Source organism: Streptomyces sp. NPDC005195, from assembly GCF_040608315.1.
GTDB classification, from domain to species: domain Bacteria; phylum Actinomycetota; class Actinomycetes; order Streptomycetales; family Streptomycetaceae; genus Streptomyces; species Streptomyces kaempferi.
In genome coordinates, this window is sequence record NZ_JBEXHZ010000015.1 from 1 (window position 1) to 14,900 (window position 14,900).

11 protein-coding genes and 1 pseudogene are annotated in these 14,900 nt (G+C 69.8%); all 12 read right to left on the reverse strand.

Annotated features, from left to right (window positions below):
• Positions 1-665, reverse strand: a pseudogene (locus ABZV34_RS17980) (glucose-6-phosphate isomerase); the annotation flags it as partial.
• A 72-nt stretch (positions 666-737) separates the two neighbouring features.
• On the reverse strand, positions 738-1,934 hold the full coding sequence (locus ABZV34_RS17985) for an MFS transporter (protein ID WP_356277330.1): 1,197 nt from the start codon (positions 1,932-1,934) through the stop codon (positions 738-740).
• Positions 1,935-2,462: 528 nt separating this feature from the next.
• The gene (locus tag ABZV34_RS17990; RefSeq protein ID WP_078077905.1) at positions 2,463-2,798 is read right to left on the reverse strand and encodes an RNA polymerase-binding protein RbpA; all 336 of its coding nucleotides are present in this window, start codon (positions 2,796-2,798) and stop codon (positions 2,463-2,465) included.
• 235 nt (positions 2,799-3,033) lie between these two features.
• Complete coding sequence (gene secG, locus ABZV34_RS17995) at positions 3,034-3,264, reverse strand: preprotein translocase subunit SecG (RefSeq protein ID WP_153293182.1); 231 nt, start codon at positions 3,262-3,264, stop codon at positions 3,034-3,036.
• A 103-nt stretch (positions 3,265-3,367) separates the two neighbouring features.
• On the reverse strand, positions 3,368-4,144 hold the full coding sequence (gene tpiA, locus ABZV34_RS18000) for a triose-phosphate isomerase (protein WP_356276985.1): 777 nt from the start codon (positions 4,142-4,144) through the stop codon (positions 3,368-3,370).
• A gap of 6 nt (positions 4,145-4,150) precedes the next feature.
• Positions 4,151-5,362, reverse strand: coding sequence for a phosphoglycerate kinase (locus ABZV34_RS18005; RefSeq protein WP_356276988.1), 1,212 nt, complete (start codon positions 5,360-5,362; stop codon positions 4,151-4,153).
• A gap of 129 nt (positions 5,363-5,491) precedes the next feature.
• Entirely contained in the window at positions 5,492-6,502 is a 1,011-nt protein-coding gene (gap, locus tag ABZV34_RS18010; protein ID WP_356276991.1) for a type I glyceraldehyde-3-phosphate dehydrogenase, read from the reverse strand.
• A gap of 190 nt (positions 6,503-6,692) precedes the next feature.
• Positions 6,693-9,650, reverse strand: a complete 2,958-nt coding sequence (locus ABZV34_RS18015; protein ID WP_356276994.1) for a M14 family zinc carboxypeptidase — start codon at positions 9,648-9,650, stop codon at positions 6,693-6,695.
• 163 nt (positions 9,651-9,813) lie between these two features.
• The gene (whiA, locus tag ABZV34_RS18020) at positions 9,814-10,803 is read right to left on the reverse strand and encodes a DNA-binding protein WhiA (protein ID WP_356276997.1); all 990 of its coding nucleotides are present in this window, start codon (positions 10,801-10,803) and stop codon (positions 9,814-9,816) included.
• On the reverse strand, positions 10,794-11,864 hold the full coding sequence (yvcK, locus tag ABZV34_RS18025; RefSeq protein WP_356277000.1) for a uridine diphosphate-N-acetylglucosamine-binding protein YvcK: 1,071 nt from the start codon (positions 11,862-11,864) through the stop codon (positions 10,794-10,796). Before yvcK ends, whiA begins: the two co-directional genes overlap by 10 nt.
• Positions 11,861-12,832: an RNase adapter RapZ gene (gene rapZ, locus ABZV34_RS18030; protein ID WP_356277003.1), complete on the reverse strand. Its 972-nt coding sequence runs from the start codon at positions 12,830-12,832 to the stop codon at positions 11,861-11,863. Before rapZ ends, yvcK begins: the two co-directional genes overlap by 4 nt.
• On the reverse strand, positions 12,829-14,889 hold the full coding sequence (gene uvrC, locus ABZV34_RS18035) for an excinuclease ABC subunit UvrC (protein WP_356277006.1): 2,061 nt from the start codon (positions 14,887-14,889) through the stop codon (positions 12,829-12,831). Before uvrC ends, rapZ begins: the two co-directional genes overlap by 4 nt.
• Positions 14,890-14,900 lie beyond the last annotated feature (11 nt).

Here is a 14,900-nt window from a genome sequence, read left to right on the forward strand (position 1 = left end):
GCGTTGGTGATCGTCTCGATCGTGGTGAACGTCTTCGAGGCGATGATGAACAGCGTCTCGGCCGGGTCGAGGTCACGGACGGCCTCGTGGAGGTCCGCGCCGTCCACGTTCGACACGAACCGCACTGTCAGACCGCGGTCGGTGAAGGAACGCAGCGCGTCATGAGCCATCGCGGGCCCGAGGTCGGAGCCGCCGATCCCGATGTTCACGACGTTCTTGATCCGCCGGCCGGTATGACCGGTCCACTCACCCGAACGCACCCGCTCGGCGAAACCCGCCATCCGGTCGAGGACCGCGTGGACCGCCGGGACGACATTCTCCCCGTCCACCTCGACCACCGCGTCCCGCGGCGCACGCAACGCCGTGTGCAGAACCGCACGCCCCTCGGTCACATTGATCTTCTCACCACGGAACATCGCGTCCCGCAGCCCGAACACACCCGTCGCCACGGCCAGCTCACGCAGCAGCCGCAGTGTCTCGTCCGTGACCAGGTGCTTGGAGTAGTCGACGTGCAGATCGCCTACCCGGAGGGTGTACCCGGAGCCGCGCCCGGGGTCGGCCGCGAAAAGGTCCCGCAGATGGGTGTCCGCGAGCTCCTCGCGGTGCTCCCCCAGAGCGGTCCACTCGGGCGTCCGGTCGAGCCTGGTACGGGTGTCTGCGTTCATCTCTGACTTCCGCCTTCTCTCCTGCGTGTGCTGCTTCGTACCTCGCCCCGCTGCCGGTCCCAACCTAATTGATCAGGGCTTGACGTGAGCTGTCGTCACGCCGTCGTCCGGCTCAACAACAGATACGTCCGGCTTGAGCGCGGGTATCAGCGAAACGACGGCGAGTGCGAAGAGCGCGGCCGCGAACAGCGCGGGCCCGTTCAGCCCGTACACCGCCGCGACCGTGCCGCCGAGCAGGGCGCCGGCGGGGGCTCCGGAGGTGGAGGCCGTGCGGAAGGCGGCGCTGATGCGGCCGACCATGGCCTGGGGGCTGCGCTGCTGCATCAGCGTGACCTGGTTGACGTTCCACACCATGTTCATCACTCCGAGCAGGACCATGCCCAGCAGGAGGGCGCCCAGTTGACGGACCGTGCCGATGAGCAGGAGGGACGCCGTCTGCACACTCCCGCCCAGGAGCAGGCCGCGGACGCGCCCGAACCGGCGTGCGACACGCTGTGCCAGCAGTGCTCCACCGGCCAGGCTTCCGGCCGAGTAGGCCGTCATCGCGGCGGCGAAGCCGGTGGTTCCCGCGTGCAACCAGCTGGTCACATGCAGTACCAGCGTGGCGATCAGGGCGCCCATGCCGATGTTGCACAGCAGCGTGGCCGTGCAGACGGCGCGCAGCACCCGGTCGCGCCACAGGGCGCGCAGTCCCTCGGCGACCTCCGTCCGCAGGGTGCTTCCGGCCCGCCGGGGCTCCCGCTCGGGCGCGGCGATCCGCAGGGACGCCACGAGCGCGGCGGCCAGCAGATAGGTGGCGGCGTCGGCGACGAACGGCACGGCTGCCCCGGCGGCGAGCAGCAGCGGCACGAACGGGCCGGCCAGGAAGCCGCCGGCGAGCTGTTGGCCGGTCATCAGCCGGGCGTTGGCGCTGCCCAGGGCCTCCTTGTCCACCAGGGACGGCAGCAGGGCCGTGGACGCGTTGTCGAAGAGCGTCTGAAGGGTGGTCAGGGCGAACGCGAGCGCGATCAGCAGCCCGATCGAGGCGTGGCCGAGCCCCACGGCGAGACCGAAACAGGCGACGAGCGTGCCCCGCAAGGTGTCCACGCTCCACATCGCCCGGCGTTGGTCCACCCGGTCCGCGACCGCGCCGCCGAGCAGCCCGAAGAGCAGCCAGGGGAGGTACCCGCAGGCGGTGACGGAGGCGATCACGAAGGGGTCGTCCGTGAGGCGCACGGCGATCAGCGGCAGCGCGGCGGTGCGCAGCGCGTCCCCGAAGCGCGACACCACCGCCGCGCTCCACAGTCGCCCGAATCCCCCGCGCCACGCTGGCGCCCGCACGACCGTCGCCTCGCTCACCGCCACAACGCCCCCTCCACCGCCGCCATTTCGACAACCGTAGAGGCCACCACTGACAATCGGGCGGAGAGCGTGCGTGCTCGGGCCGGCCCGAGCACGACCGGACCGCCACGCACGGGGACGCCCGGCCCGAACAACAGTCCGACGCCACGGGGAGCCACCGGGACGAGCCTCGGCCGGGACGAGAAGCCACCGGAACGCGGACCCCGCTCACGGCCCCCAGGGGCCCCACGCACACCACATGCTCACCGACGGCACCACACCGGCCACGTACCGTTCGCGCGCGGCCCCGCGTGGCCGGCGCCGGCGGACGGCCCCAGCGCGACCGGAGGCACGGGCCCGCGGCCGGACGCGTACGGTCGCCGGGCGCCCGGTCGCGGGCACGCCGATTCCGTACGCGGCCGTCGTGCGAAACAGCTCCGGCCAGACACCTCTCGGTGTCCGGCCGGTTCGCAACTCCTAGATCTCGCCCCGCAGTTTGGCGAGCGCCTCGGCGAGAATCGCCTCGCCGTCCGCGTCGCTGCGCCGCTCCCGTACGTACGCCAGGTGCGTCTTGTACGGTTCGGTGCGCGGCGGGTCCGGCGGGTTGTCCCGGTCCTGTCCGGCGGGAAAGCCGCAGCGCGGGCAGTCCCAGGTGTCGGGAACCTGCGCGTCGCTGGCGAAGCTGGGCACCGTCTCGTGCCCGTTGGAGCACCAGAAGGAGATGCGCAGCCGGGGCGCGGACTCGCCACGCTCGGCCTCGCCCATCGGCCCCGCCCCGACCCGGCTTCCTCGGATCGCGTTGCCACTTGCCACGGTCGTAACTCCCTGCGTGATGGTGCCGCGAAGCGAGTCGGCGTGACGCTTCGCCGCGAGCGCCTCAGTCTACGTAAGGCCCAACGCGCGTCCAGTGATGGGAGTTACACCCCACCCCTAGACGCAAGCCCCATGATAGGCCGCGCCCGCGGGCGCGTACCGGACATGGGGCCTTACGTGTGGACCGTGCTTGCGTACTGTGCGTTTGTGCGGCCGTACCGATGTCAGCCGTTGCTCAGTTGTTGACCTTCATCAGGATGCCGAGCACGATGATGCACGCGAACCACAGCAGACCGAGCACCACGGTGATGCGGTCCAGGTTGCGCTCGGCGACCGAGGAGCCGCCGACGGACGACTGCATGCCGCCACCGAACATGTCGGAGAGGCCGCCGCCCTTCCCCTTGTGCATCAGCACCAGCAGCATCAGCAGCAGGCTGAAGACGATCAGGGCGATCGAGAACCCCAAAACCACGGCTGGACCAACTTCCTCGGGACTGGATGGACGACAGGGGTCCGGTGACAGTCACCAGACCCCCGCAAGGGTACGACGGATCGTCGCTACCGCATACTCACTGGTCGCGGAAGCGGACGATCTTGACGAACTCGTCGGCGTCCAGGGACGCGCCACCGACCAGGGCGCCGTCGATGTCGGGGCTCGCCATGATCTCGGCGACGTTGCCGGACTTCACCGAGCCGCCGTACTGGATGCGGACCTTGTCGGCCAGCTCCTGGGAGTACAGCTCGGCCAGCCGGCCACGGATCGCCGCACAGACTTCCTGGGCGTCGTTCGAGCCGCAGACCTTGCCGGTCCCGATCGCCCAGACCGGCTCGTACGCGATCACGATCGACTCGGCCTGCTCGGCCGGGACGTCCTTGAGACCACCGTCGACCTGCGCCAGCGTGTGGGAGACGTGGTTCCCCGCCTCGCGGATCTCCAGCTCCTCGCCGACGCAGAGGATCGGGGTCAGGCCGTGCTTGAACGCGGACTTGACCTTGGCGTTGACGATCTCGTCGGTCTCCGCGTGGTACTGGCGTCGCTCGGAGTGACCGACCGACACGTAGGTGCACTTCAGCTTGGCCAGCATGGGTCCCGAGATCTCGCCGGTGAAGGCACCGGAGTCGTGCGCCGAGAGGTCCTGGGCGCCGTACTTGATCTTGAGTTTGTCGCCGTCGACCAGGGTCTGCACAGAGCGCAGGTCGGTGAAGGGCGGCAGGACGGCGACCTCACAGGCGTCGTAGTCCTTGTCGGCCAGGGCGAAGGCGAGCTTCTGGACGTGGGCGATGGCCTCGAGGTGGTTGAGGTTCATCTTCCAGTTGCCCGCCATCAGCGGCGTGCGCGTACTCATAAAAGGTCAGTCCTCCAGTGCGGCGAGGCCGGGGAGCGTCTTGCCCTCGAGGTATTCGAGGGAGGCGCCGCCGCCGGTCGAGATGTGGCCGAATGCCGTCTCGTCGAAGCCCAGGGTGCGGACGGCCGCGGCGGAGTCGCCACCGCCGACCACCGTGAAGGCCGGGGAGTCGAGGAGGGCCTGGGCGACCGCCTTGGTGCCCTCGGCGTAGTCGGGGTGCTCGAAGACGCCCATCGGACCGTTCCAGAACACGGTGGCCGCGTCGGCGAGTTTCGAGGCGTAGAGGGCACCGGTCTCGGGACCGATGTCGAGGCCCATCCCGTCGGCCGGGATGGCGTCCGCGGCGACGGTGGTGGGGTGGGACGGGGCCTTGGTCTTCAGGTCCGGGAACTGCGCCGCGGTCACGACGTCGACCGGGACGACCAGTTCGACACCGTTCTTCTCGGCGCGCTCGACGTACTCCTTGACCGCGGACAGCTGGTCGTCCTGGACGAGGGAGGTGCCGATCTCGTAGCCCTTCGCCTTGAGGAAGGTGAAGGCCATGCCGCCGCCGATGAGCAGCCGGTCGGCCTTGCCGAGCAGTTCGTCGATGACGGCGAGCTTGTCGGAGACCTTGGAGCCGCCGAGGGCGACGACGTAGGGACGCTTGACGTCCTCGGTGAGCTTCTTCAGGACGCCGACCTCGGTGGCGATGAGGTAGCCGGCGTAGTGCGGCAGGCGGGCCGGGAGGTCGTACACGGAGGCGTGCTTACGGTGCACTGCGCCGAAACCGTCGCCCACGTAGACATCGGCCAGCGCCGCGAGCTGGTCGGCGAACTCGCCGCGCTCGGTGTCGTCCTTGGACGTCTCGCCCGCGTTGAAGCGCAGGTTCTCGATGACCGCGACCTGGCCGGGCTCCAGGCCCTTCACGGCGTCGTGGGCGGCGGGGCCCACGGTGTCCTGGGCGAACGCGATCGGCGCGCCGAGGAGTTCGGCGAGGCGTTCGGCGGGCTGCAGCAGGGAGAAGGCGGGGTCCGGGGCGCCCTTGGGCCGGCCCAGGTGGGAGGCGACGATCACCTTGGCGCCCGCTTCGGCCAGCGCCCTGACGGTGGGCAGGACGGCGCGGATGCGGCCGTCGTCCGTGATGAGGCCGTCGGCCAGCGGCACGTTCAGGTCGGCGCGGACGAAGACCCGCTTGCCGTCCACGCCTTCGGTGATGAGTTCGTCGATCGTCTTCATGAGGGGACTCCTAGGAAAGCTCTTGAGATCCGGGAGGGCTGATCGATCCGTACGCGAGACAGGGCCCGGACAGCGCGGCCTTGCGCTGCCCGAGCCCTGTGCTCACATCGAGGTGCCTGGCTCCGGGACCTAGAGCTGGCCGCCGACGAAGACCGTGAGGTCGACGAGACGGTTGGAGTAGCCCCACTCGTTGTCGTACCAGCCGAGGATCTTCACCGAGGTGCCCTCCTGGACCATGGTCAGGGAGGAGTCGAAGGTGCAGGAGGCCGGGTCGCCGACGATGTCCGAGGAGACGATCGGGTCCTCGGTGTAGGTCAGGTAGCCCTTGAGGTCGCCGTCGTCGGAGGCCTTCTTGAACGCGGCGTTGACCTCGTCCTTGGTGACCTCGCGCTGCAGCGTCACGACCAGGTCGGTGGCGGAGCCGGTCGGGACCGGGACGCGCATCGCGATGCCGTCGAGCTTGCCCTTGAGCTGCGGGAGGACCAGGGCGGTGGCCTTGGCGGCACCGGTCGTGGTCGGGATGATGTTCTCGGCGGCGGCGCGGGCGCGGCGCAGGTCCGAGTGCGGGAAGTCCAGGATGCGCTGGTCGTTCGTGTACGCGTGGACCGTCGTCATCAGGCCCTTGACGATGCCGAAGTTCTCGTCGAGCACCTTGGCCATCGGCGCCACACAGTTGGTGGTGCAGGAGGCGTTGGAGATGATGTGGTGCTGCGCCGGGTCGTACTTGTCCTGGTTGACGCCCATCACGATGGTGATGTCCTCGTCCTTGGCCGGAGCCGAGATCAGGACCTTCTTGGCGCCGCCGGCGATGTGCTTCTCGGCGTCGGCCTTCTTGGTGAAGATGCCCGTCGACTCGATGACGATGTCGACGCCGAGCTCGCCCCACGGGATGTCGGAGGGGTTGCGCTCGGAGAGCACCTTGATGGTGTGGCCGTCGACGGTGATCGTGTCGGCGGTGTGCGACACCTCGGCCTTGAGACGGCCCAGGATGGTGTCGTACTTGAGCAGGTGAGCGGTGGTCGCGGTGTCACCCAGGTCGTTGACAGCCACGATCTCGATGTCAGCACCCTGCTCCAGCAGCGCGCGGAAGTAGTTACGACCGATGCGGCCAAAGCCGTTGATGCCTACGCGGATCGTCACGAACCGATCTCCTCGTTGGTACGCCGGCTCACGTGCCGGCGAGTTGTATGGGATGTCCCCGACCGCCTAGAACCCTACCTCCCTGAGACGCCTGGAGTGACATTGAGATGCCCCATACACGGCAGGGTGTTCCGTACCCACCAGTAGGGGTACGGAACACCCTCGATGTTGACGAGGCAGCCGCCCGGAATCAGCTCTTCAGAGCGGTGAGCGCCTTCCCGATGAGAGCCGCGCGGTCGGCCGCCGTGGTGACGTGCTCCAGGCCGAAGCCCAGCAGCACGGTGTCACCGGTGGTGATCCCGCCGTACGTCTTGAACAGCTCTCCGTAGCGCGCCCAGTCCTTGAAGACGGCCGGGCTGCCCGGGGGCGGTCCGGCGACGCTCCAGGGGCCGAGGGAGGTCTCGAAGCCCTCCGTCTCGGTGGCCGCCCCGGCGACGACGAGGGAGGTGTCGTCCGCGAGGACACCGTGGCCGCCGGAGCTCGGGTCGGTGATGTAGCTCAGGGACACCTCGACCGACTTCCCGGCGTACGCGCTCAGGTCGAAGGCGACCTGCTGCCAGCCGCTGGAGGCCCCGGTGAAGCTGTTCCAGGCCCCGCTGGTGCCGGTGTTGGCGCAGTCGGACGCGTTGACGGTCAGGTAGTGCTTGAGCCAGGGGTGCTCGTGGACCAGGAATCCGGCCTCGCACTCCGCGGGTGCCTCGCTGCTGGTGGCGCCGCCCGCCTCGGGCAGCGTCGTCCAGTCGTCGGCTCCGGTGGTGTGGATCTCGACGACGGCGTGGTCGTAGCCGGGCTCGGTGTCCCAAAGGAGTTGGGTGCGCAGCGCCGGCTTGTCGGCGGCGCTGACGCCGGTGAGGTCGATGGTGCGGGTGAGGCGTTTGTAGGCGTCGTCGGTGTGCACGGCGGCGACCATGGACGAGCCGGCGTAGGGCCCGTAGGGGTTGACGGTGCCGGCGAACCGGCCGGCGCCCGCGCTGGACGCGAACTGCGGGTACTGGGAGGCGGACAGCGTGTCCGAGGTGACGCCGTAGGTGCCCGCGATGTTCAGCGGGTTGCCGGGCGCGTCCCCGAGCGCTCCCGTGAAGCCGGTGAGCCTGCCGGAGCCGGTGAAGCCCTTGGCGCCCGGGGTGGACGTGCGGGAGTAGGCGCCGAGGTAGTACTGGCTGAAGTCGTTGGAGAGGTTGCCTCCGCCGAGGTCGACGTTGCCGCCGGCCTGCTCGCCCGCCTCGACCAGCTTCCCGCCCTCGTTGAGGAAGGCGCGCAGCTGGAGCTGGGTGGCGTTCGCGGGTCGTGCGGCTCCGGTGTAGTGGACGACCGTCCTGAAGTGGTCGAGCACGCCGAGCGCGTCGGGCGCGCCGAGGGTGGCCACGTCCCAGACGAGGGGCTTCTTCCCGTTGGCCTTCAGGGCGTCGACGTACGCCTGGGACTGCGTGGCGGCCGCGCCCTCCTCGGCGACGACGAGGGTGTCGGCCACGGGGCGTTCGGCCACGGTGTAGGTGAAGTGGGTGCTGGAGGTCTTCTTGCCGCTCCTGGTCTCACCGGTGAACCAGACCTCCACCTTGTCGCCCCGGTCGCCGTCCTTGACCTTGGCTCGGTACTCGTCGAAGTAGAGGTTGTCCTTGCCGCCGTAGGTCTCGCCGCCGTGCCAGGGCTTGAGTGCCATGTCCAGCGTCCGGCCGCCGTTGACGCGGTACTTGAGCTCCTTGTCGCGTACCGACTTGCGGACGACGACGGAGACCTCCTGGTCCGCTCCGCGGGAGTACGACGTGGTGAACGCGGCCGGGGTGAAGTCGGGCGCGTCGAGGCCGACCGAGGAGGTGGGCTGGTCGGGATGGGCGGCGGTCTCGGCGACGGAGAGCGCGAACGGGACGTTCTTCTCGAACTCCTGCTCTATCAGCTTCTCGTCGTCCGGGAAGGTGAAGACCGAGGCGCAGTCCGCCGCGTTCCAGGCGTCGTTCGGGTCGCCGTTCGACGCGCTCTGGCAGGTCGACATCTCGGGGGTGAACATCGCCATGCCGTTGACGTTGCCCGCGTGGCCGTCCGCCTCGCCGTTGGTGGTGTAGAGCTCCGAGGAGACCTGCGGGTGGTAGCCGGGGATCGCCGAGTTCTCCGGGGTTCCGGCGAGCGACTTGTAGAGCACGTCGTCCGGGGTCGGCGTCGCCACCTGCCAGCCCACTCCGTAGAGGAGCAGTTCGGCGGCCGAGTGGTAGTTGATGCCGTACGTGAAGTCGACCCGCTTCTCGAAGGCGTCGAGGGCCTGGGTCTCAGGCTCGGAGCCGGGGCTCGTGCCGCGGTAGGTCTCGCTGGTGGGGTTGGGGGACGAACCCTCGTCGTCGTAGCCCCACTTGTAGGCGAAGTTGCGGTTGAGGTCCACGCCGTCGCCGGTGGAGACGACACCGTCGCCGTTCACGTCCCGCAGGTTCTTGCGCCACTGGCGCTCGTCCTCGCCCTGGAACGTGTAGTCGTAGCCGTCCGGGTTGGCCGACAGCACGAACCACAGTTCGGTCGAGTCCACGATCTTCTTGATGCGCTTGTCCGTGGAGTAGTTGTCCAGGTAGTAGTGCATCAGGCGCCGGGTCATCTCGGGCGTGATCCACTCACGTGCGTGCTGGTTGGACATGTACAGCACGGACGGCTTGGAGCCGTCCTTCGTCTTCTTCGCGCCCTTGGTCAGCTTCAGCGCGAGGATGTCCTGGCCCTTGAGGGTCTTGCCGATGGAGACGACCTTGGTGAGGTCGGGATGGGCCGCGCCGGTCCTGACGATCTCCTCCTGGAGATTGCCCTTTCCGCTGTACGGCCGGAAGACGCCTTGAGCCGCGCCCTCGACGCGTGCCTCGGTCCTGGCCGAAAGCGTGTGCTCGGTGAGCTCGACGCCCTGCTTCTCCAGCTTCCGCGCCTGCTTGTCGGTCAGGTAGACCTCGACCGCGCTCTTGCCGTTCTTCGCAGCCCGGTCGCCGAGTTCGTGGCCGTCCTGCCCGGCCGCGAGCAGCAGGGGTATCTGCTGTTTCGTGACCTCCGCCTGGAACACCTTGACGGCGTTCGCGTCGGGTTGGGGCGAACTCCCGCTCTGCGCCTGGGCGATGGGCGCCATACCGGCACCGCCCAGCAGGAGTGCGCCCGCAGCGAGGATCGCTCTCGCTCTTGGTCTCATGAGCCCCCCTTGCATGTGTCCGCCACAGTGGCGAACAGATGCCAGGCTCATGACACTTCATGGTCAAGTCAAGAGCGCCTCACGGACAAGTAAACGCCGGCGCCGATGTCCCAAGTGGACATCGGCACCGGCGTGTTGGGCTTCCGGAGGTTCATCGGGCAGGTCAGCCCGCGAGGTTGTCGGCCATTTCCTCGGTGAGGTTGGACTCCGTACTCGGGATCCCCAGATCCTGGGCCCGCTTGTCGGCCATGGCCAGCAGCCGTCGGATACGGCCGGCGACGGCGTCCTTGGTCAGCGGCGGGTCGGCGAGCGCGCCCAGCTCCTCCAGGGAGGCCTGCTTGTGCTCCATGCGCAGCCGTCCGGCCGCGGCGAGGTGTTCCGGCACCTCGTCGGCGAGGATCTCCAGGGCGCGCTGCACGCGTGCACCGGCGGCGACGGCCGCGCGGGCGGAGCGGCGCAGGTTGGCGTCGTCGAAGTTGGCGAGCCGGTTGGCCGTGGCCCGGACCTCGCGGCGCATCCGCCGCTCCTCCCAGGCGAGCACGGACTCATGGGCGCCGAGGCGGGTCAGCAGCGCGCCGATCGCGTCCCCGTCCCGTACGACCACCCGGTCCACGCCGCGCACCTCGCGGGCCTTCGCCGCGATCGACAGCCGGCGGGCGGCCCCGACGAGTGCGAGCGCGGCCTCCGGGCCCGGGCAGGTCACCTCCAGCGAGGAGGAGCGGCCGGGCTCGGTCAGCGAGCCGTGCGCCAGGAAGGCGCCCCGCCAGGCCGCCTCGGCGTCGCAGGTGGCCCCCGAGACCACCTGCGGCGGAAGGCCCCTGATCGGGCGTCCACGGCCGTCCACGAGCCCTGTCTGACGGGCCAGCTGATCGCCGCCCGCCACGACGCGCACGACATAGCGGGAGCCGCGGCGCAGCCCGCCGGGCGCCATCACGATCAGTTCGGAACTGTGGCCGAAGATCTCCAGGATGTCCCGCTTCAGCCGACGTGCCGCCATCGCGGTGTCGAGCTCCGCCTCGATCACGATCCGGCCGCTCACCAGGTGAAGGCCGCCCGCGAACCGCAGAACGGCGGAGACCTCCGCCTTTCTGCAGCAGGTCCGGGTGACGGGAAGCCGGGAGATCTCATCCTTCACCGCTGCCGTCATCGCCATGGGCCGATCCTTCCATGCATCCGAAAAATACGGTCGTACGCGGCGGCCAACAGCTCCGGGTCGTGCCGCGGAGATCCGTCGGTCCGGGCCACCGGCGCCAGCTCGACCGCGGCACCGAGCCGCTTGGCAGCGTCGGTCAGTGAATCGCGGTCGGGCACGGCGGCCTCGTCGGCCAGCACCACGTCCAGGGCGAGTTTAGGGGCGTGTCGTCCCAAAACCTCCAAATGACGCTGCGGAGAGAAGCCCTCGGTTTCTCCGGGCTGCGGGGCGAGGTTCAGGGAGAGTACCCGGCGGGCCTTCGTCTGTGTGAGGGCGTCGAGCAGCTCGGGGACGAGAAGGTGCGGAATCACCGAGGAGAACCAGGAGCCGGGACCCAGTACCACCCAGTCCGCGTCGAGGACGGCCGCCACGGCCTCGGGGACGGCGGGCGGCCCGTGCGGCACGACGTGCACGGACTGCACCTCACCGGGAGTGAGCGCCACGGTGGCCTGCCCGCGGACCGTCTCCACGTCGTCGGGCCGCTCCGGCCGGTGCCCCTTCACCAGGGCCTGCAGCTCCAGGGGCACGGCGGACATGGGCAGCACCCGGCCGTGCGCGCCCAGCAGCCTGCCGACCAGGTCCAGGGCCTGGACGTGGTCGCCGAGCTGTTCCCACAGGGCGACGATCAGCAGATTGCCGACCGCGTGCTCGTGCAGGTCGCCCTTGGACTGGAAACGGTGCTGGATGACGCGGGCCCAGGTCTGGCCCCAGTCGTCGTCGCCGCACAGCGCCGCCAGGGCCTTGCGCAGGTCGCCGGGGGGCAGCACGCCCAGTTCGTCGCGCAGGCGGCCGCTGGAGCCGCCGTCGTCGGCCACGGTGACGACGGCGGTGAGGTCCCCGGTGATCCGGCGCAGCGCGGCGAGCGAGGCGGACAGGCCCATGCCGCCGCCCAGGGCGACGACCTTGGGCTGGGCGCCGCGGCGGCGCGGCTTTGCGCCGCGTGCCTCGGCGGGTCTGCCGCCCTGTCCCTCCGCGGTGATCCTCCGCAGCCTGCTGAGCCGCAGCGCGGCGCGTCCCGTCATTCCCGGCCCATGTCCCGGTGGACGACCACGGTCTCCACGCCCTGGGAGGCGAGGCGGGCGGCGAGCTTCTCGGAAGTGGCGACGGAGCGGTGCTTGCCGCCGGTGCAGCCGACCGCGATGGTCACGTAGCGCTTGCCCTCACGGCGGTAGCCGGCGGCGATCAGCTGGAGCAGCTCGGCGTAGCGGTCGAGGAACTCCTTGGCGCCGGGCTGGTTGAAGACGTAGGCCGCGACCTCCTCGTTGAGGCCGGTGTAGGGGCGCAGCTCCGGGACCCAGTGGGGGTTCGGCAGGAAACGCATGTCCACGACCAGGTCGGCGTCCACGGGGAGGCCGTACTTGAAGCCGAAGGACATGACGGTGGCCCGCAGCTCGGGCTCCTCCTCGCCCGCGAACTGGGCGTCCATCTTGGCGCGCAGCTCGTGCACGTTCAGACTGGAGGTGTCGATGACCAGGTCGGCGTCGCCGCGCAGCTCGCGCAGCAGCTCGCGTTCGGCGTCGATGCCGTCGACGATGCGGCCGTCGCCCTGGAGGGGGTGCGGGCGGCGCACGGACTCGAAGCGGCGCACCAGGACCTCGTCGGAGGACTCCAGGAAGACGATCCGCCGGGTGACGTTCTTCGACTCCAGGTCGGCGAGGGACTCGCGGAGGTTGTCGAAGAAGCGGCGGCCGCGTACGTCGACGACGACCGCGATCCGGGCCACGTTGCCCTGGGAACGGGCGCCGAGCTCCACCATGGTGGGGATCAGCGCGGGCGGCAGGTTGTCCACGACGAACCAGCCGAGGTCCTCCAGGCACTTGGCGGCCGTCGACCGGCCCGCTCCGGACATGCCGGAGATGATCACCAGTTCGGGGATGGCGGCTTCGGATGCCGCGGCCGTCTCCGCCGTCGTGTCTTCCGGTGTTCCCTCTGTCGCTTCGGCGCCCTGCGGGGCGTCCTCTTGTCGGTCCTGTCGTTCGCTGTCGCTCATGTCTCCTGCCCCCGTCGCTCGTACGAGGCGCCCGCGGTCACGGGCTCCTCCGGGGAGTCCGGTGTCGTCCCGGGCTCCTCGTCTTCCATGATCTCTCCAGTCGCCGTGTTCACGGCGGGCGCGGCCGGAGCCGCCTGGGCGAGGGCCACGGCGATCGCCTCGGCCGTCTTGCGGCCTATGCCGGGAACTTCGCAGATCTGGTCGATTGTCGCGGATCGCAGCTTTTTCACGGAACCGAAATGCTTGATCAGCGCCTGTTTACGTGTCTCGCCGAGACCTGGCACCTCGTCCAGCGGGCTCGCCTTGAAGCGCTTGGCCCGTTTGGCGCGCTGGTAGGTGATGGCGAAGCGGTGGGCCTCGTCACGCACGCGCTGGAGCAGGTACAGGCCCTCGCTGGTGCGCGGCAGGACCACCGGGTCGTCCTCGTCCGGCAGCCAGACCTCCTCCAGCCGCTTGGCCAGGCCGCAGACGGCGATGTCGTCGATGCCCAGCTCGTCCAGGGCCTTCCGGGCGGCCGCGACCTGCGGCCGCCCGCCGTCGACGACGACCAGCTGCGGGGGGTAGGCGAAGCGCTTGGGGCGGCCGTCGTCCTCGGTGAAGGCGCTCCCCCCGTCGCCCGTCCCCTCGTCCTCGCCGTCCGTCCATTCGCCGGTCCGCTCCTTCTCGGCGAGGTAGCGCCTGAAGCGGCGGGTGATCACCTCGTGCATGGACCGGACGTCGTCCTGGCCCGCGAAGCCCTTGATCTGGAAGCGGCGGTACTCGCCCTTGCGCTGCAGTCCGTCCTCGAAGACCACCATCGACGCCACCACGTCGTCGCCCTGGAGGTGCGAGATGTCGTAGCACTCGATCCGGAGCGGGGCGCTGTCCAGGGCGAGGGCTTCGGCGATCTCCTCCAGGGCCCGGGAGCGGGTGGTGAGGTCGGAGGCGCGCCTGGTCTTGTGCAGGGCGAGCGCCTGGAGCGCGTTGCGCTGCACGGTCTCCATGAGCGCCTTCTTGTCGCCGCGCTGCGGGATGCGCAGGGACACGTTCGACCCGCGGCGCGCGGCCAGCCACTCCTGGACGGGCTCCACGAGGTCGGGCAGCGCCGGGACGAGCACCTCCTTGGGGACGGAGTCGCCCGTCTCCTCCCCGTAGAGCTGCTGGAGCGCGTGCTCGACCAGGTCACCGGTGGTGACGGCCTCGACCTTGTCGGTGACCCAGCCGCGCTGTCCGCGCACCCGGCCGCCGCGTACGTGGAAGATCTGCACGGCGGCTTCCAGCTCGTCCTCGGCGACGGCCATCAGGTCGGCGTCGGTCGCGTCGGCGAGGACGACCGCGTTCTTCTCCATGGCCTTCTTCAGGGCCTCGATGTCGTCGCGCAGGCGGGCCGCCCGCTCGTACTCCATCTCCTCGGCCGCGTCCGTCATCCGCTTCTCCAGGCGGCGGATGTACGTCCCCGTGCGGCCGGCCATGAAGTCGCTGAACTCCTCGGCCAGTTCACGGTGCTCCTCGGCGGTGACGCGCCCGACGCAGGGGGCGGAGCACTTGCCGATGTACCCGAGGAGGCAGGGCCGGCCGGTGCGGGCGGCGTTCTTGAACACGCCGGCCGAGCAGGTACGGACGGGGAAGACGCGCAGCAGCAGGTCCACGGTGTCGCGGATCGCCCACGCGTGCCCGTACGGGCCGAAGTAGCGCACGCCCTTGCGCTTGTGGCCGCGCATCACCTGGACGCGCGGGAACTCCTCGTTCATGGTCACCGCGAGGTACGGGTAGCTCTTGTCGTCCCGGTACTTGACGTTGAACCGGGGGTCGTACTCCTTGATCCAGGAGTACTCCAGCTGGAGCGCCTCGACCTCCGTGGACACCACCGTCCACTCCACGGACGCCGCCGTGGTGACCATGGTGCGGGTGCGGGGGTGGAGGTTCGACAGGTCCTGGAAGTAACTGGCCACGCGCTGGCGCAGGCTCTTCGCCTTCCCGACGTAGATCACCCGGCGGTGCTCGTCGCGGAACTTGTACACCCCTGGAGAGTCCGGGATCTGTCCCGGCTTGGGGCGGTAGCTGGAGGGGTCGGCCATGTCACACACCC